The organism is Pseudomonas sp. WC2401 (assembly GCF_041200115.1).
GTDB lineage: Bacteria > Pseudomonadota > Gammaproteobacteria > Pseudomonadales > Pseudomonadaceae > Aquipseudomonas > Aquipseudomonas fragi.
The window spans coordinates 1247852-1264457 of the sequence record NZ_CP165623.1 but is presented as its reverse complement, the minus strand read 5'-3'; the positions used below and the strand labels follow the sequence as shown (position 1 = coordinate 1264457).

At 61.6% G+C, this 16606-nt stretch carries 19 protein-coding genes; 7 read left to right on the top strand and 12 right to left on the bottom strand.

Translation table 11 applies throughout. The annotated features are described in order from the left end of the window. Positions 1–63: 63 nt before the first annotated feature. Positions 64–843: an acetoin reductase gene (locus AB3G35_RS05770; protein ID WP_016779238.1), complete on the bottom strand. Its 780-nt coding sequence runs from the start codon at positions 841–843 to the stop codon at positions 64–66. Between the two features lie 264 nt (positions 844–1107). Here AB3G35_RS05770 and AB3G35_RS05765 point away from each other — a divergent pair, with 264 nt between their 5' ends. From AB3G35_RS05765 to AB3G35_RS05750, 4 genes are all read left to right on the top strand, one after another. Beyond that, entirely contained in the window at positions 1108–1350 is a 243-nt protein-coding gene (locus AB3G35_RS05765) for an exodeoxyribonuclease VII small subunit (protein ID WP_369782374.1), read from the top strand. After that, a complete protein-coding gene (gene ispA, locus AB3G35_RS05760) occupies positions 1347–2234 on the top strand; it encodes a (2E,6E)-farnesyl diphosphate synthase (RefSeq protein ID WP_369782373.1) in 888 nt (295 codons plus the stop codon). The genes AB3G35_RS05765 and ispA overlap by 4 nt, the downstream gene beginning before the upstream one ends. A 132-nt stretch (positions 2235–2366) precedes the next feature. Next, on the top strand, positions 2367–4265 hold the full coding sequence (dxs, locus tag AB3G35_RS05755) for a 1-deoxy-D-xylulose-5-phosphate synthase (protein WP_324708289.1): 1899 nt from the start codon (positions 2367–2369) through the stop codon (positions 4263–4265). A 184-nt stretch (positions 4266–4449) separates the two neighbouring features. Next, positions 4450–6333 (top strand): TonB-dependent receptor domain-containing protein, encoded by a 1884-nt coding sequence (locus AB3G35_RS05750; protein WP_369782372.1) that lies wholly within the window; start codon positions 4450–4452, stop codon positions 6331–6333. 10 nt (positions 6334–6343) lie between these two features. Here AB3G35_RS05750 and AB3G35_RS05745 read toward each other — a convergent pair whose 3' ends face one another. The 10 genes from AB3G35_RS05745 to nrdR form a co-directional block, all read right to left on the bottom strand. Next, a complete protein-coding gene (locus AB3G35_RS05745) occupies positions 6344–7138 on the bottom strand; it encodes a cobalamin-binding protein (RefSeq protein WP_369782371.1) in 795 nt (264 codons plus the stop codon). Continuing rightward, positions 7138–7557 (bottom strand): MFS transporter, encoded by a 420-nt coding sequence (locus tag AB3G35_RS05740; RefSeq protein WP_095039807.1) that lies wholly within the window; start codon positions 7555–7557, stop codon positions 7138–7140. The genes AB3G35_RS05745 and AB3G35_RS05740 overlap by 1 nt, the downstream gene beginning before the upstream one ends. Then, entirely contained in the window at positions 7554–8171 is a 618-nt protein-coding gene (gene ribA, locus AB3G35_RS05735) for a GTP cyclohydrolase II (protein WP_016779231.1), read from the bottom strand. The genes AB3G35_RS05740 and ribA overlap by 4 nt, the downstream gene beginning before the upstream one ends. Positions 8172–8396: 225 nt before the next feature. Next, the gene (gene thiL, locus AB3G35_RS05730; RefSeq protein WP_106116871.1) at positions 8397–9356 is read right to left on the bottom strand and encodes a thiamine-phosphate kinase; all 960 of its coding nucleotides are present in this window, start codon (positions 9354–9356) and stop codon (positions 8397–8399) included. Positions 9357–9371: 15 nt separating this feature from the next. Continuing rightward, complete coding sequence (gene nusB, locus AB3G35_RS05725) at positions 9372–9872, bottom strand: transcription antitermination factor NusB (protein ID WP_016779229.1); 501 nt, start codon at positions 9870–9872, stop codon at positions 9372–9374. Continuing rightward, positions 9869–10345 (bottom strand): 6,7-dimethyl-8-ribityllumazine synthase, encoded by a 477-nt coding sequence (gene ribE, locus AB3G35_RS05720; RefSeq protein WP_016779228.1) that lies wholly within the window; start codon positions 10343–10345, stop codon positions 9869–9871. The genes nusB and ribE overlap by 4 nt, the downstream gene beginning before the upstream one ends. A 90-nt stretch (positions 10346–10435) precedes the next feature. Continuing rightward, entirely contained in the window at positions 10436–11527 is a 1092-nt protein-coding gene (gene ribBA, locus AB3G35_RS05715) for a bifunctional 3,4-dihydroxy-2-butanone-4-phosphate synthase/GTP cyclohydrolase II (RefSeq protein WP_016779227.1), read from the bottom strand. A gap of 16 nt (positions 11528–11543) precedes the next feature. Next, complete coding sequence (locus AB3G35_RS05710; protein ID WP_016779226.1) at positions 11544–12206, bottom strand: riboflavin synthase; 663 nt, start codon at positions 12204–12206, stop codon at positions 11544–11546. 46 nt (positions 12207–12252) lie between these two features. After that, the gene (gene ribD, locus AB3G35_RS05705) at positions 12253–13386 is read right to left on the bottom strand and encodes a bifunctional diaminohydroxyphosphoribosylaminopyrimidine deaminase/5-amino-6-(5-phosphoribosylamino)uracil reductase RibD (RefSeq protein WP_016779225.1); all 1134 of its coding nucleotides are present in this window, start codon (positions 13384–13386) and stop codon (positions 12253–12255) included. Next, positions 13383–13847, bottom strand: a complete 465-nt coding sequence (gene nrdR / locus AB3G35_RS05700; RefSeq protein ID WP_029611200.1) for a transcriptional regulator NrdR — start codon at positions 13845–13847, stop codon at positions 13383–13385. Before nrdR ends, ribD begins: the two co-directional genes overlap by 4 nt. 139 nt (positions 13848–13986) lie before the next feature. Between nrdR and AB3G35_RS05695 the strand changes: the two genes are divergently transcribed. From AB3G35_RS05695 to trxA, 3 genes are read left to right on the top strand one after another with little or no spacing between them, the layout of a single operon-like run. After that, positions 13987–14436: a hypothetical protein gene (locus AB3G35_RS05695; protein WP_016779223.1), complete on the top strand. Its 450-nt coding sequence runs from the start codon at positions 13987–13989 to the stop codon at positions 14434–14436. Beyond that, positions 14433–15122 (top strand): methyltransferase, encoded by a 690-nt coding sequence (locus AB3G35_RS05690; RefSeq protein WP_369782370.1) that lies wholly within the window; start codon positions 14433–14435, stop codon positions 15120–15122. The genes AB3G35_RS05695 and AB3G35_RS05690 overlap by 4 nt, the downstream gene beginning before the upstream one ends. Positions 15123–15153: 31 nt before the next feature. After that, the gene (gene trxA / locus AB3G35_RS05685) at positions 15154–16029 is read left to right on the top strand and encodes a thioredoxin (RefSeq protein ID WP_016779221.1); all 876 of its coding nucleotides are present in this window, start codon (positions 15154–15156) and stop codon (positions 16027–16029) included. Positions 16030–16201: 172 nt separating this feature from the next. On the opposite strand, the gene AB3G35_RS05680 is transcribed toward trxA, so the two are convergent. Beyond that, complete coding sequence (locus AB3G35_RS05680; RefSeq protein ID WP_016779220.1) at positions 16202–16549, bottom strand: hypothetical protein; 348 nt, start codon at positions 16547–16549, stop codon at positions 16202–16204. Between the last annotated feature and the right edge of the window lie 57 nt (positions 16550–16606).

Genomic DNA, 16606 nt, shown 5'->3' with positions numbered 1-16606 from the left:
AGGAGGGAACGGGCCAGCTCCAACCTCTAGCCCGCTCCTGCACAAGGAATGCAATTGCGAGGCTTAGCGGAACACCAACCCGCCATCAATCAGCGGCGCCTGACCGGTCATGTAGTCGGCATCCGGGCTGGCGAGGTAAGCCACGAACGCCGCTACGTCTTCCGGGGTTTCAGCCCGGCCCAAGGCAATGCCGCTGACGAATTTCTCGTAGGTCGCGCCAATCGGTGCGCCGGTGATTTCCGACATGCGCTTGTCGATATCCACCCACATATCGGTCCCCACCACACCCGGGCAGTAGGCGTTGACGGTGATGCCGTGTACTGCCAGTTCTTTCGCCGCCGCCTGGGTCAGGGCACGCACGGCGAATTTGGTGGAGGAATACACCCCTAGCAGGGCATAGCCTTCGTGACCGGCAATGGAGCTGGCATTGATGATTTTACCCTTGCGCTTGAGCGCCTGGAATTTCTCGGCCGCCGCCTGAATCCCCCACAAGGTGCCCTGCACGTTGATGCGGTAGATGCGCTCGACTTCTTCCTGGGTGACATCGGCCAACGGTTTGACCTGGGAGATACCCGCGTTGTTGACCATGATGTCCAGCCCGCCAAGCTGGTTATGGGCGTAATCAACTGCCGAGAACACCTGTTCGCGGTCGCCCACGTCGGCCACAAAGGTGACGGCCTTGCGCCCCAGTGCCTGCACTTCTTCGGCAACGTGGCGCAGCTTGTCCAGGTTCAGGTCAACCAGTGCAATGTCGGCGCCATCCCTGGCCAGTCGCAGTGCGATGCCGCGACCAATGCCCTGGGCCGCCCCTGTTACCAATGCAATCTTTCCTGAGAGTTTCATTCGTTGGTTTCCTTTCAACAATAGGTCAGAGTCCAGCCGGCCTTTACCATAGACCACTGAGCAAAAGACCTATTGATGCAGGGCACGATTGTTCGCCGCTCACCCGCGCCTGCCAGGGCTGCCCGCCTCCGGAAAGTTGCCGGTCGGCGCCTGGGTACCCCTTTGAAACACCTTCATCTGAATACATGGGCGCCCTGTCGATTTGCCCCAAAACCCGCCGTCTGCTAGTGTCAGCCGGTTTTAACGCCTACCGAGAATGCCGCCATGGCCCGCAAAAAAGCTTCCCTGGATTTCGAGCAGTCACTTGCTGACCTGCAAACACTGGTCGAGCGTCTGGAAAATGGCGAGCTGTCGCTGGAAGACTCTCTGACTGCCTTTGAACAAGGCATCCGCCTGACCCGTGATTGCCAGGGCGCACTGGCCCAGGCCGAACAGAAAGTGCTGATCCTGCTTGAACGCGATGGTGAACTGGCCCAAGAGCCTTTTGATGCGGAACAGTCCGAATGATTGATGCTTATCAAATCAGCAGCCAGGCCCGTGTCAACGCGGCGCTTGAACTCTTGTTTGTCGCTCCGGCACCGGAGCTGGCGCGCCTTTACGAGGCCATGCGCTACAGCGTCATGAACGGTGGCAAGCGGGTTCGCCCGCTGCTGGCCTATGCAGCCTGCCAGGCTCTGGGCCGCGCCCCCGAACAAGCCAATGGTGCGGCCTGTGCCGTGGAGCTGATCCACGCCTATTCGCTGGTGCATGATGATTTGCCCGCAATGGACGATGACGATCTGCGTCGCGGCCAGCCAACCACCCATAAAGCCTTCGACGAAGCCTGCGCCATTCTGGCGGGCGACGGCCTGCAAAGCCTGGCGTTCAGCGCCCTGCTCGACCCGCGCCTGAGCGACCTGGATGCCGATACGCGCTTGCGCATGGTGACGGCCCTGGCCCTGGCTGCAGGCCCGGCGGGCATGGTGGGCGGGCAAGCGATCGACCTGGGCTCGGTTGGCCTCAAGCTCGATCAGGCTGCCCTTGAAAACATGCACCGGCACAAAACCGGCGCCCTGATCGAAGCCAGCGTGCAACTGGGCGCCCTGGCCAGCGGCAACGCAACCGCTGCAAACCTGCAGGCATTGAATGTCTACGCACGCGCCATTGGCCTGGCATTTCAGGTGCAGGACGACATCCTCGATGTTGAAAGCGATACCGCGACCCTGGGCAAACGCCAGGGTGCCGACATCGCGCGTGACAAGCCGACCTACCCGGCGCTGATGGGTCTGGAGCAGGCCAAAGGCTATGCACTGGAACTGCGAGACCAGGCGCTCAACGCCCTGCGACATTTTGATGCAGCTGCCGAGCCGCTGCGCGAATTGGCACGATATATCGTCGAGCGCCGCCACTAAAAGCCGCTCTTCAGTAACGATTTCTGACAGGTCTAATGCCAAGGTCTTACTAACGAGTGCCAGACTGCGTGGGCAGCTTACGTTCCATAAGGTAAACTGCCGCCTCTTCTTATACCTATAACGATTCGCCTGATGCCAACGACGTTTCAAGAGATTCCCCGCAACCGTCCGACTACGCCCCTGCTTGACCGGGCGGGCACGCCTGCGGGTCTGCGCCGCCTGGCCGAAGCCGAGCTGGAAACCCTGGCCGATGAGTTGCGCCTGGAATTGCTCTATACCGTCGGCCAGACGGGCGGGCATTTTGGTGCCGGCCTGGGTGTCATTGAGCTGACCATCGCGTTGCACTACGTGTTCGACACCCCGGACGACCGGCTGGTGTGGGACGTGGGCCATCAGGCGTATCCGCACAAAATCCTCACCGGGCGTCGCGAGCAGATGGCCACCTTGCGCCAGAAAGACGGCATTGCCGCTTTCCCGCGCCGCTCCGAGAGCGAATACGACACCTTTGGCGTCGGCCACTCCAGCACCTCGATCAGCGCAGCGCTGGGCATGGCCATTGCCGCCCGCCTGCAAAAAAGCGAGCGCAAGGCAATTGCCGTTATCGGTGATGGCGCCCTGACTGCCGGCATGGCCTTCGAGGCGCTGAACCACGCGCCCGAAGTGGATGCCAACATGTTGGTTATCCTCAACGACAACGACATGTCGATCTCGCGCAATGTCGGGGGTTTGTCCAATTATCTGGCCAAGATCCTGTCGAGCCGCACTTACGCCAGCATGCGCGAAGGCAGCAAGAAGGTACTCTCGCGTCTGCCTGGCGCGTGGGAAATTGCCCGTCGTACCGAAGAATATGCCAAAGGCATGCTGGTACCCGGCACCCTGTTTGAAGAGCTGGGCTGGAACTACATCGGCCCGATCGATGGCCACGACCTGCCGACCCTGATCGCAACGCTACGCAATATGCGCGACCTCAAGGGGCCGCAGTTCCTGCATATCGTCACCAAAAAAGGCAAAGGCTTCGCCCCGGCCGAAGCGGACCCGATCGGCTATCACGCCATCACCAAGCTTGAGCCGTTGAATGCGCCGAAAGCACCGCCAAAAGCACCGGGCGGGCCGAAGTACTCAGCCGTGTTCGGCGAATGGTTGTGCGACATGGCTGCGGCCGATGAGCGCCTGGTAGGCATCACCCCGGCCATGAAAGAAGGCTCGGACCTGATCGCTTTCAGCGAGCGTTATCCAAAGCGCTACTTCGACGTGGCGATTGCCGAGCAACACGCGGTGACCTTTGCGGCCGGCATGGCATGCGAAGGTTCCAAGCCGGTAGTGGCGATCTATTCGACATTCCTGCAACGCGGCTACGACCAGTTGGTGCATGACGTAGCCGTGCAAAATCTGGACGTGCTGTTTGCCATCGACCGTGCGGGCCTGGTGGGCGAAGACGGCCCGACCCACGCTGGCAGTTACGACCTGTCGTACCTGCGTTGCATTCCGGGCATGGTCATCATGACCCCGAGCGACGAGAACGAACTGCGCAAAATGCTCACCACCGGTCACCTCTACAAAGGCCCGGCGGCCGTGCGTTACCCGCGTGGTACCGGGCCGAACGCAGCGATCGAAAAAAACCTCGAGCCGCTGGAAATCGGCAAGGGCGTGATTCGTCGCCAGGGTTCGAAAGTCGCCATGCTGGTATTCGGCGTGCAACTGGCCGAAGCGCTGCAAGTGGCTGAGAAAATCGACGCCACCGTGGTCGACATGCGCTTCGTCAAACCGATGGATGAAGAACTGGTTCGCGAAATGGCTGCCAGCCATGAGCTGCTGGTGACCATCGAAGAAAACGCCATCATGGGTGGCGCAGGCGCAGGCGTCAGCGAGTTCCTGGCCCGTGAAAACGTGCTCAAGTCGGTACTGCACCTGGGCTTGCCGGACGTATACGTCGAGCATGCCAAACCGAGCCAGATGCTGGCCGAGTGCGGCCTGGACGCTGCCGGCATCGAAGCCTCGGTGCGCCAGCGCATGGCACTGCTGGGGCTGTAAAGAGACATCACCAACTCGTAGCAGCTGCCGCAGGCTGCGTCCGGTGGCGAAGCCATCGTAAACCCTGACTCCTCGGTATGACCGATACACCGAGGCGTATGGGTTTGCGGCGGCTGCGCCACCGGACGCAGCCTACGGCAGCTGCTACGGATTTCGAGCTTGCCTCAAGTCCTGTAGATCCCCAATGAAACACCTTCGCATTGCCCTGATTCTGGGCTGCATGCCCGCCAGCCCTGTACTCGCCGACTCCCTGGAACGCGAAGAAGCGCTCAAACTCCCGCAAACCCTGATCACCGGCAACCGCCAGGTCGAGGCACGCTCGGACAGCAGCAGCGCCAGCAGCGTATTCACCCGCGATGATATCGACCGTCTGCAACCCACCAGCCTGACCGACCTGCTGGGCCGGGTGCCGGGCGTGCAAGTGGCGCGCAGCGGCGGGCGTGGCGGCCTGCCAGGGATTTACATCCGCGGCACCAAGTCGGCGCAAAGCCTGGTGCTGGTCGATGGCCAGCGCATGGCCAATGCCACCTCGGCCGACAGCAACCTGCAGTACCTGGCCATGGACCAGATCGAGCGCGTAGAAGTGCTGCGCGGCTCGCGCTCGGTGATCTATGGCAGCGATGCCATTGGCGGGGTGATTCAGATCTTCACCCGCCGCGGCGCCGATCAGGCGCCACAGCTTCGGGTTCACAGTGCGCTGAGCAGTTATGGCAGCTCGGACAACAGCCTGGGCATCTCCGGTGGCAATACGCAAACGCGCTACAACCTGAGCGCCAGCCTGGAGCAGACTGCCGGGATCAACCGCACCCACGAGTCCTTCCCCAGCGACAGCGACCACGATGCCTATCGCAACAAGTCACTAAGCCTGAACCTGAGCCACTCGCTGAGCGATGACCTTGAAGTCGGAGTGTCGGCGCTGAAGAACATCGGCAAGACCGAACTCGACAATTCGTTTGGGCGCTGGGACCCGGACACGTTTACCGTCAGTGGCCAGCAGCTTTACAGCGATTTCGATATCAGCAGCGTTGCCAGCTTTATCGACGCTCAGCTCAATGAGCACTGGAACTCACGACTGGAGTTTGGCCACAGCGAAAACCGCGAAAAAACCCGGGACAAGCTCAGCACCGATATTTACAGCTTCAATACCTATCGCGACTCGCTGAACTGGCAAAACAACCTGACGCTGGACGATCAGAACAGCCTGATCCTCGGCACCGATGCCTATGAAGACCGTGTACGCAGCAGCACCGTTTTCGAGGAAGACAGCCGCTGGAATCGCGCCGGATTTATCCAGCACCGCTTCCACGGTGAGTACTTCTCGACCGAGCTGGGCCTGCGTCACGACCAGAACCAGCAATTTGGCAGCCACAACACCTGGAGCGCCAGCCTGACTGTGCCGCTGAACGCCGACAACGACGTTTTACTGACATACAGCGAAGGGTTTCGCGCACCAACGTTCAATGACTTGTACTACCCGCAATTCGGCAATCCCGATCTCAAGCCGGAATATTCGAAAAGCTATGAGCTGCAATGGCGCAGTCAGCTAAGTGAAACCAGTCGCCTGGAAACTTCGCTGTATCGCACCGATATTCGCGACGCGATTGTGGCCGATGCCGACTTTATCCAGCAGAACATCGGCGCGGCGCAAATCACCGGTTTCGAAAGCGCCTTGCAGCAAGAGTGGTTCGGCTGGCAGAGCAGCCTGGGCCTTGCGATTATCGACCCGCGCGATCGCGACACCGGCCATACCCTGAGCCGCCGCGCACGCCGGACCTTGAGCCTGGATCTGGATCGGCAATTTGACAGGCTGGGCGTGGGAGCCAGCTGGCAAGCGGTGAGCAACAGTTTCAATGATGAAAACAACCAGCAGCCTATAGCCGGTTACGCGGTGCTGGGGTTGCGCGGCAACTGGCAGGCCAGCCCCGAAGTGCGCCTGAACGTGAAAGTCGACAACCTGCTGGACAAGACTTTCACCCGCGCGCTCTACAGCTATGACGGCAACTACTACGGCTACCGCGAAGAGCGACGCAGCTTGCAGTTGGCCATCACCTGGACCCCGACGTTCTAAACCTGTGGGATTAGGGTGACGCCAGTTGCTCACACAGCTTTGCCGTTGCTTCCAGCATCTGCCCGCTCGGGCGTTCCAGGCCCTTGTCGACCAACAGCAGCAAACGCCCATGCTTGACCGCGTCAAGCTGCGGCCAGGCCTTCCAGGCATCCAGCTGCACTTGGGTACTGGCAATGATCACCTCGGGATTACGCTGCAACACGGCCTCGATACTGACCTGCGGCGCCGGCAGCGTAAGGTCATCAAACACATTGCTGGCCCCGCACACCGCCAGCGCATCGCTGATGATTTGCCCGCCGCCGAGGGTGTACAGCGGCTGGTCCCACACCTGATAGAACGCCCGCAGTGGCGGGTCGCGCCGGTATTGCTCGCGCAATTGCGCCAGGCGTTGGCGCAGTTGCGCCGCCAGTGCCTGGCCACGCTCGGGCCGGTTCAAGGCCATCGCCAGTGCTTCAACCTGATCGGCCAGCTGGTCGAGGCTTGCCGGTTCGGCTGTGTAGGTGGGGATATTCAGACGGCGCAGTTGTTCACGCTGGGCAGCGCCCACACTGCCCGGCCAGAGCAACAGCAGGTCAGGTTGCAGGCTGACCAAGCGCTCCATGTCCAGTTGCCCGTAACGGCCCACTGAAGGCACGCTGGCAAGCTCCGGCAAGGGTTCGCCCGCCTCCAGGCGCCCCACCAGCAAATCGGCGACGCCCAGTTCAACCACCATTTCGGATAAGGCCGGAGACAGACTGACGACGCGAGAGGCCGCCAGTGAATGCATGCTGACGGTCAGCAGTAATGCCGCCAGCCAGACGCGCATCAGCCGACCTGGCGAGGAATGCGGTAGAGGTAAAACAACACCAGTGTTGACAGTACCAGCAGCAATAGCGGCACCCCTTCAAGCCCGACAAACACCGCCAGGGTAGCGATCCAGGTGGGCAGGCCCGCCGCCAGCAAGGCACGCTGACGCGCACGCGCCAGCTCATCCCAGGCTGCTGGTTCTTGCGCAGTATCGAGGGCTTTTTGCAGGTTGATCAGGCCATGTTTGTAAGGCCCGAACGTGCGCAACGTGACGAACATCGATGCAACGCCCGCGATAAACAACGGCATTGCCAGCTCAGGCAGCAGCGGCTCGGACTTGCCGAAAAACCAGGTGACCAGCACCAGCGGCAGCAGGGTCAGCAGCAGTTGCTGCCACCAGCTGAAACTCAGGCGCCGACGACGCTGGCCACGGGTCATGCCGGGTCAGCCTCGTTCTGATGCTGGTTGCCCATCATGTGCCCGAGCTTGTTGGCTTTGGTCGCCAGGTACAGCTTGTTGTGCGGGTTGTGCCCGGTGTGCAACGGCACACGCTCGGCCACGGTGATGCCCATGTCGGTCAAGGCTTTGACCTTACGCGGGTTGTTGGTCATCAGGCGCAGTGAATGCACGCCAACGTGCTCCAGCATTGGCAGGCAGATGGCGTAGTCGCGCTGGTCGGCAGCAAAGCCCAGGCGCTCGTTGGCTTCAACGGTATCGGCACCGCCGTCTTGCAGCTCGTAGGCGCGGATCTTGTTGAGCAAACCGATGCCACGGCCTTCCTGACGCAGATACAGCAAGACGCCACGGCCTTCACGGGCAATGGCCTGCAAGGCGGCTTCAAGCTGTGAGCCGCAGTCGCAACGCTGGCTGAACAGGGCATCGCCAGTCAGGCATTCGGAGTGCACCCGGCCCAGAACTGGCGCGCCATCCGCCACGTCGCCCAGACTGAGCACAACGTGTTCACGACCCGTGGCCTTCTCAAGGAAGCCATGCATGGTGAATTCGGCAAAGGGGGTGGGTAATTTGCAAGCGGCAACGAAAACGACGGGCACCGTGTGCTCCTGATCAGTTTGAGTACTGGAAATTCGCAAAGGCGACATTGTAACAGGAGGTTCCTGGAGACGCTTAGGCTGAATTACCGAGGATAAATATCTAAAAGTTTGATGACTTATGGCACACACAGGCCCCGTGGGAGCGGGCTTGCTCGCGAAACAGACGATGCGGTGTATCAGGCTTAACGCGGTGATGCCATCGCGAGCAAGCCCGCTCCCACGGGATCACGCACGAAAATGCTGATAGCCGCGAACTGCAGGGGTAATGTCCCGACCTTCGTCATCCAGCAGCGTTACGCCCTGCCCTGCAACCACGCGACCAACCACATGGATCGGCCAGCCATCGGCCTGCAGGGTCGGTAATTCAACGGCTGGCAAGGTAAACGCCAGTACATAGTCATCACCGCCGCTCAATGCAGCCTGTTGCGCCCCCGCCTCACCCAGAAATTCTTCCAGCGCCAGCGACACCGGCACCCGGTCGAGTTCAAGCACCAGGCCCACCCCGGAAGCCGTCGCGATATGTCCGCAATCGGCCAGCAGGCCATCGGAGATATCCAGCGCCGAGGTGGCCTTGCCACGCAGGGCCTGGCCCAGCGCCAGCTGCGGTTGCGGCGACCAGTAATGAGCCAGCAACGGTTCGCTGATCATGGGTTGCGCACTGCGTTGGCCCAATACCAGCGGTAACGCCCCGGCGGCATTGCCCAACTCGCCCCCCACACACAGCAGGTCACCGGGGCGTGCGCCGCTGCGGGTCAGGGCACGGCCCGCGGGAACCCGGCCAAACACGGTAAGGGTCAGGCACAACGGCCCACGCGTGGTATCACCACCAATCAGGCGCAGGCCACAGGTCTGAGCCATCAGGTTCAAACCGCGAGCATAGGCTTGCAGCCAGTCGGCGTCGAACGTCGGCAGGGTCAAGGCAAGGGTAAATGCGAGAGGGGTTGCGCCCATGGCCGCCAGATCGCTGGCCGCCACCGCCAGCGAACGCTGACCGAGCAGGAAAGGGTCGCAAGGATCTGCGAAGTGCACCCCGGCTACCAGGGTGTCGGTGGAAATCGCCAGCTGTTCCCCGAAGGGAACATCCAGCAGGGCGCAGTCGTCGCCAATACCCAGGGCAACACCCTCGCCGCCCTGCGCACAGGGCGCGGCAGCGAAGAAGTTGCGGATCAGCTCAAACTCGCCCATGGCCGACAGCGCGGTTTAGCGCTTGTAGGCCTTTACTTCAGCTTCACGCAGGCGCGGAGCCAGTTTGTCGAGCACACCGTTGACGAACTTGTGGCCGTCGGTGGAACCGAAAACCTTGGCCAGCTCGATACCTTCGTTGATCACAACGCGGTAAGGCACGTCGACACGCTTGATCAGCTCCCAGGTGGACAGGCGCAGCACCGACAGCTCAACCGGGTCGAGTTCTTCGATGGTGATGTCCAGGCACGGAACCAGGGCCGCATCGATCTCGCCTTTGTGCGCAGGCACGCCGTGCAGGATTTCACGGAAGTAGGCAGCGTCAACGTCGGTGAAGTCGTTATCGACGCGGAACTGCGCTTCGATTTCGTTCAACGATTGCTTGGCCATGTGCCACTGGTACAGGGCCTGAGTCGCGAGTTGACGCGCTTCACGGCGCTTGGCGCTCTTGGATGGCTTGCCAGCGTCCGCAGGTTTTGGATCGCGCGGGTTGAAACGATCGCTTTCGTCGGAAATCACTTGGCCTCCAACTGTGCCAACAGGCTGACCATTTCAAGGGCGGACAAGGCAGCTTCAGCGCCTTTGTTGCCGGCTTTGGTGCCGGAACGCTCGATGGCTTGCTCGATCGAATCAACCGTCAGCACGCCGAATGCAACCGGTACGCCGAACTGCATGGACACCTGGGACAGGCCCTTGGTGCACTCGCCGGCCACGTATTCGAAGTGCGGGGTACCGCCACGAATCACGGCGCCCAGGGCGATGATGGCGGCGAACTCGTTGCGCTGGGCAACTTTTTGCGCAACCAGCGGGATTTCGAACGCGCCAGGGGCACGGACGATGGTGATGTCGCTTTCGTTCACACCGTGGCGAACCAGGGCATCAACGGCACCACTCACCAGGCTTTCGACGACAAAGCTGTTGAAACGGCCAACTACGAGTGCGTAGCGACCTTTGGGGGCGATGAAGGTACCTTCGATGGTCTTCAGGGTCATTCGGTATGTCTCGTATTAAAGAGCCAGAGCGCATTTGCATGCGCTCTTTAGGATATTGGGCCACGAATTCGGACTGGACACGACCGGTCTTTATTCGGAGGGCACGTATTCTACAACTTCCAGATCGAAACCGGATATGGCATTGAACTTCATTGGTGAACTCATCAGGCGCATTTTGCGCACACCGAGGTCACGCAGGATCTGCGAACCGGCACCGACGATGCTGTAGGTGGTCGGTTTTTTCGCCGGTGCGTGGTCCGCCGTTTCGCGGATATTGGCCAGCAATACATCGCCGTCCAGCGGGTGGCCGAGCAACAGCACCACACCGCTGCCCGCCTCTGCCACCGCGCTCATGGCGGCGCGCAGGCTCCAGCGGCCGGGCTGCTTGACCATCAGCAGGTCGCGCAGCGGGTCCATGTTGTGTACACGCACCAGGGTCGGTTCTTCGGCGCAGATCTTGCCCAGGGTCAGTGCCATGTGCACATCGCCTTCGACTGAATCACGATAGGTCACCAAATTGAATTGGCCCAGTTCGCTGTCCAGTGGCTGCTCGGCAATCCGCTGAACGGTACGTTCGTGGATCATGCGGTAGTGGATCAGGTCGGCGATGGTGCCGATCTTGATGCCGTGCTCGGCGGCGAAGGTTTCCAGCTCAGGGCGACGGGCCATGGTGCCGTCGTCGTTCATCACTTCGCAGATCACGCCGCTGGGCTCGAACCCGGCCATGCGCGCCAGGTCGCAGGCAGCCTCGGTGTGGCCGGCGCGGGCCAGGGTGCCGCCCGCCTGGGCCATCAGCGGGAAGATATGGCCCGGGCTGACGATGTCTTCGGCCTTGGCATCCTTGGCAGCGGCCGCTTGCACGGTGCGGGCACGGTCGGCGGCCGAGATGCCGGTGGTGACGCCGGTGGCGGCTTCGATCGACACGGTGAACTTGGTGCCAAAGCCGGAGCCGTTGCGCGGCGCCATTAATGGCAACTTGAGCAGTTCGCAGCGCTCGCGGCTCATCGGCATGCAGATCAGGCCACGGGCGAAACGCGCCATGAAGTTGATGTGCTCGGCCTTGCAGCACTCGGCGGCCATGATCAGGTCGCCTTCGTTCTCGCGGTCTTCGTCATCCATAAGGATGACCATCTTGCCTTGGCGGATGTCTTCAACCAGTTCTTCGATGCTGTTGAGCGCCACGCGGCACCCCCTTACGTCAGGATTTGAGGAAGCCGTTGGCGGCCAGGAAGCTTTCGCTGATACCACCCGAAGTCGGCTCGGCGGCTTTGTCGCCCAGCAGCAGACGCTCCAGGTAGCGCGCCAGCAAATCAACTTCAAGGTTAACCCGGCGACCCGGGCGGTAGTCGCCCATGATGGTTTCGCTCAGGGTGTGCGGGATGATGGTCAGCGAGAACTCGGCGCCATTGACCGCGTTCACGGTCAGGCTGGTGCCGTCGACGGTGATCGAGCCTTTATGGGCGATGTACTTGGCCAGTTCCTTGGGCGCGCGGATGCGGAATTCGATCGCGCGAGCGTTCTCTTCACGGGAGATCACTTCCCCCACGCCATCGACGTGGCCGCTCACCAGATGACCGCCCAGGCGGGTGGTGGGGGTCAGGGCTTTTTCCAGGTTGACCCGGCTGCCGCTCTTGAGGTCGTTGAAGGCGGTGCAATCGAGGGTCTCGCGGCTGACGTCCGCGGCAAAGCCGTTGCCCGGCAGCTCGACGGCGGTCAGGCACACGCCGTTGATCGCGATACTGTCACCGAGTTTGACGTCGCTCAGGTCGAGCTTGCCGGTGTCGATGGAAACGCGCACATCACCGCCCTTGGGGGTCAATGCACGGATGCTGCCGATGGATTCAATAATGCCGGTAAACATGTCGTTCCCCTTGAGAACAAAGCCTGTTTGAAACGAAGGCTGAGAATTATACGCTGGCTGATGGCACAGGTATGGCTGTGACTCGCCAGTCATCGCCCACTGCGCGCATTTCCGTGATCTTGAGCAATGGCGCTTCGCTCATATGGGTCAGCGGCAGCTCCAGCAATGGCCGCGCCGTAGAGCCCAAAAACTTGGCGGCGACAAAAATCTGGTATTCGTCGACCAGCCCCTGCTCGGCAAAAGCCCCCGCCAGACGTGGCCCGGCCTCTACCAGCACTTCGTTGACGCCACGCGCAGCCAGCGCCTGCAGCAGCTTGCGCAGGTCGACCTGGCCGTTGGCGCCGTGGATCACCAGGCACTCCGGCCCGGTGCGGTATTGCTCGGCAGGTGGCACGCAGGTGGCAACCAGCGCTGGCCCGGCCTTGAAAAACGGCGCATCCAGCGGCACCCGCAGGCGCCCGTCGATCAGCACCCGCAATGGCGGACGGCTGAGCGCCAGCGCGGTCAACTCGGGGCTCAGGCCCAATTCGGGGCCGCGCACGGTCAGGCGGGCGCCATCGGCCAGCACGGTATCCGCACCGGTCAGCACCACGCTGGCCTGCGCCCGCAGACGCTGCACTGCAGAGCGCGCTTCAGGCCCTGTGATCCACTGGCTTTCGCCATTGGCCATCGCCGTGCGTCCATCAAGGCTCATGGCCATTTTCACCCGCACAAACGGCAGGCCGTGTTCCATGCGCTTGAGGAAACCCGGGTTCAACGCCCGGGCATCGGCTTCGAGCACACCACTGCGCACTTCAATACCGGCATCGGCCAGACGCTTGAGGCCGCGCCCGGCGACTTCGGGGTTGGGGTCCTGCATGGCCGCGACCACCCTTGCCACGCCTGCCGTGATCAGCCCTTCGGCGCACGGCGGGGTATGCCCGTGATGGCTGCACGGTTCGAGAGTGACATAGGCCGTGGCACCCCGGGCCAGCTCGCCCGCCGCCCGCAAGGCGTGGACTTCGGCATGGGGCTCGCCGGTACGCACATGCCAGCCTTCGCCGACGATCTGCCCGTCACGCACGATCACACAACCGACCCGCGGGTTGGGGTGGGTGGTGTACAGGCCGTTGCGCGCCAGTTCGATGGCGCGTGCCATGTAATGGGTGTCTAAAATCGATTGTTCAGTGGACTGGGTCATTCTTTGGAAGGCTCACGGGCAAGGCGGTCGATCTCTTCGCGGAACTCGTTCAGGTCCTGGAAGCGTCGATAGACCGAGGCAAAGCGGATATAGGCCACTTCGTCGAGCTTTTGCAGCTCGCCCATGACCAGTTCACCAACAACCAGCGACTTGACTTCGCGTTCGCCGGTGGCGCGCAGCTTGTGCTTGATCCGGGCCAGCGCGGCTTCAAGGCGCTCGACACTCACCGGGCGCTTTTCCAGCGCACGCTGCATGCCAGCGCGCAGTTTTTCTTCGTCAAAGGGCTGACGACTGCCGTCTTGCTTGATCAGGCGGGGTAGTACCAACTCGGCTGTTTCAAAGGTGGTGAAACGCTCACCACAGGCCAGGCATTCGCGCCGGCGACGCACCTGATCGCCCTCGGCGACCAGACGCGAGTCGATGACTTTAGTGTCGTTGGCACCGCAGAAGGGACAGTGCATGGTGGCAGCCAACAAAAATGGGGAGCGCCATGTTAGCGCATCCCACTGGCAAGACAAGCCATAGGCTTTACGGTATACAGACGGGCTACTATGTTTTAAACCATCTGATACACCGACTGACCTGCCGCTGGAGCCGTGTATGCCGCTACGAACGCTTGTTTTGCTGTGCCTTGCCAGTTTGCTGGTGGCTTGTAGCAGTGAACCGCCAAAATCGGCACAGCCCCAAGTGCTGGCGCAGCCCAAAACCGACGCCCCGGCCGACCTCGGTCCGCTGCCGTCTTATCAGCGCGAGTTGAGCGGCGTATTGACGGGCGTACCGGCAGGCGCCGAGGTGGAGTTGGCCATGCTGATCGTCGACGACCGTGGCCGCCCCCAGGGGCTGATGGCCAGCAGCAAGATTCTCGGCAACAACCAGGCCCTGCCCTTCAAGCTGCGTTTCAACCCGCAAGCCTTCCCGACCGGCATGCGCGTCGAGCTGCGCGGCCGCGCCAGCCAGTCCGGGCAATTGATCCTGCATTTGCCCTCACGCATCATCAATCAACCCACCACCCAGGCGCTGGGTACCCTGGCATTCGTCAAGGCACCATGAATACACCGCTTGGCCTGCAGCAGTCGTTGAGCGCGTTGCTGGGTGATGCGCGGCTGGTGGCCACCGACTTGCCCGGTACTGCGCTCAAACTCTGGCTGATCGATGCGCACAACATGGATCGCGCTTTCACCGCCGACGAGACCCGGCGCATTCTCTACGAGCCGCCCTACTGGGCGTTTTGCTGGGCCAGCGGGCTGGCACTCGCACGCTTTCTGGCCGAGCAGCCGCAGTGGGTCAAGGGCAAGCGCGTGCTGGACTTTGGTACCGGCTCCGGCGTTGCCGCGATTGCTGCCGCCAGGGCCGGGGCGCTGGAAGTGGTGGCCTGCGACCTTGACCCTCTGGCGTTGGCGGCCTGCCGGGCCAATGCGCAACTCAATGATGTGCAACTGGGTTATTCCAGCGACTTTTTTGCCGAAGCCGACCGGTTCGATCTGATCCTGGTGGCCGACGTGCTGTACGACCGTGAAAACCTGCCATTGCTGGATCAGTTCCCCACCCGCGGGCAACAAACCCTGGTGGCCGATTCCCGCGTGCGCGACTTTCAGCATCCACTTTATCGGCAACTGGCCATGCTCAAGGCACTGACCCTGCCCGACCTGGCCGAGCCCCACGAATTTCGCAACGTCAGCCTGTATCACGCGTGCCGTGAGCCAAGCGCTTTCAGCCGCCCGGCACAGCCTTTATAGTTGCCCTCATTTACCTGCTTCGAGACACATAATGAATCAGCCTACGCCCTCTTTCAGCTTCGACGTAACCTCCGCTGACTTCGACAAACTGGTGGTCCAGGCGTCTTTCGACCAACCCGTACTGGTGGATTTCTGGGCCGAGTGGTGCGCACCGTGCAAAGTGATGCTGCCGATCCTGGAACAGATCGCCGAGGATTATCAGGGCGAACTGCTGCTGGCCAAGGTCAACTGCGACGTTGAGCAGGACATTGTGGGCCGTATCGGCATCCAGACCTTGCCCACCGTGGTGCTGTTCAAAGACGGCAAAGTTGTCGACGGTTTCCAGGAAGCCCAGCCTGAGTCGGCCATTCGCGCCATGCTCGCGCCTCACGTGGTCATGCCCGAAGCCGCGGTTGAAGACCCGCTGGTGCAAGCCCAGGCGTTGTTTGCCGAAAGCCGCTTTGCCGATGCCGAAGCCCTGCTCAAAAACATCCTGACTGAAGACAACAGCAACGCCAAAGCGCTGATCCTGTATGGCCGCTGCCTGGCCGAGCGTGGTGAATTGACTGAAGCGCAAGCGGTGCTGGATGCGGTCAAGAGCGACGAGCACAAGGCCGAACTGGCGGGCGCCAAGGCGCAACTGACGTTCTTGCGCCAGGCCGCTGACCTGCCGGATGTAGCCGATTTGAAGACCCGCGTGGCGCAAAATCCCCAGGACGACGAAGCAGCGTATCAACTGGCAATCCAGCAACTGGCGCGCCAGCAATATGAAGGGGCACTGGACGGTCTGCTGAAGCTGTTTACCCGCAACCGCAGCTACAACGAAGGCATTACCCACAAGACCCTGCTGCAAGTGTTCGACCTGCTGGGCAATGATCACCCGCTGGTCACCACCTACCGCCGCAAGCTGTTTGCTGCGCTGTACTAAACGCCGATACATATCTGTAGCAGCTGCCGAGGGACGAGGCTGCGTCCGGCGGCGAAGCCGTCGTAAAACCATTCAGCCTTGGTGTTTCAGTTATATCGCGCTTGCCGGGTTTACGACGGCTTCGCCGCCGAACGCAGCCTCGCGTTGCTCGTCAGCTGCTACAGGTTTTTTGTTACGCCCCGTCAACCCAGCTATAGATCGGTGAGTCAGCCCCGCTGACCACTTTCACCTCGGCACAATGGCGCAGGCGCACCAACAGGCGTTTGCCTGCGCCTGTGCTGCCGGCCAGCGCTTCAAGCTGCCCCAGCAACTCAGGCCCGGTCATTTGCCCGGCCTTGCGCAGCAAGTCCTTGGTGGCTTCCCACACGGCATCATCCTGGTTCACGGGCCTGGCAGCCGGCTGGCTCACCGGTGCATCAGCCACAGGCAACTGCGCGCCCAGCTTCGCCCAATCGCTGTCATCCAGCTCCACCGTCAAATCCACCGGCCAGTCGCCTATTGTTCCGCGAATGCGCACCATCGTCGTGCTCCTCAATTTTCATCTCGCCATGCTCCCATGCGTCTTGCGTAACGCCAA

Coding starts and splice junctions, on each gene's coding strand:
- AB3G35_RS05710 (WP_016779226.1), bottom strand. CDS start 12,206: ATGTTTACCGGCATTATTGAATCCATCGGCAGCATCCGTGCATTGACC.
- AB3G35_RS05750 (WP_369782372.1), top strand. CDS start 4,450: ATGAAACACCTTCGCATTGCCCTGATTCTGGGCTGCATGCCCGCCAGC.
- AB3G35_RS05765 (WP_369782374.1), top strand. CDS start 1,108: ATGGCCCGCAAAAAAGCTTCCCTGGATTTCGAGCAGTCACTTGCTGAC.
- AB3G35_RS05745 (WP_369782371.1), bottom strand. CDS start 7,138: ATGCGCGTCTGGCTGGCGGCATTACTGCTGACCGTCAGCATGCATTCA.
- AB3G35_RS05740 (WP_095039807.1), bottom strand. CDS start 7,557: ATGACCCGTGGCCAGCGTCGTCGGCGCCTGAGTTTCAGCTGGTGGCAG.
- trxA (WP_016779221.1), top strand. CDS start 15,154: ATGAATCAGCCTACGCCCTCTTTCAGCTTCGACGTAACCTCCGCTGAC.
- thiL (WP_106116871.1), bottom strand. CDS start 9,356: ATGGGCGAGTTTGAGCTGATCCGCAACTTCTTCGCTGCCGCGCCCTGT.
- AB3G35_RS05680 (WP_016779220.1), bottom strand. CDS start 16,549: ATGGTGCGCATTCGCGGAACAATAGGCGACTGGCCGGTGGATTTGACG.
- AB3G35_RS05695 (WP_016779223.1), top strand. CDS start 13,987: ATGCCGCTACGAACGCTTGTTTTGCTGTGCCTTGCCAGTTTGCTGGTG.
- ispA (WP_369782373.1), top strand. CDS start 1,347: ATGATTGATGCTTATCAAATCAGCAGCCAGGCCCGTGTCAACGCGGCG.
- ribD (WP_016779225.1), bottom strand. CDS start 13,386: ATGACCCAGTCCACTGAACAATCGATTTTAGACACCCATTACATGGCA.
- AB3G35_RS05770 (WP_016779238.1), bottom strand. CDS start 843: ATGAAACTCTCAGGAAAGATTGCATTGGTAACAGGGGCGGCCCAGGGC.
- AB3G35_RS05690 (WP_369782370.1), top strand. CDS start 14,433: ATGAATACACCGCTTGGCCTGCAGCAGTCGTTGAGCGCGTTGCTGGGT.
- dxs (WP_324708289.1), top strand. CDS start 2,367: ATGCCAACGACGTTTCAAGAGATTCCCCGCAACCGTCCGACTACGCCC.
- ribE (WP_016779228.1), bottom strand. CDS start 10,345: ATGACCCTGAAGACCATCGAAGGTACCTTCATCGCCCCCAAAGGTCGC.
- nrdR (WP_029611200.1), bottom strand. CDS start 13,847: ATGCACTGTCCCTTCTGCGGTGCCAACGACACTAAAGTCATCGACTCG.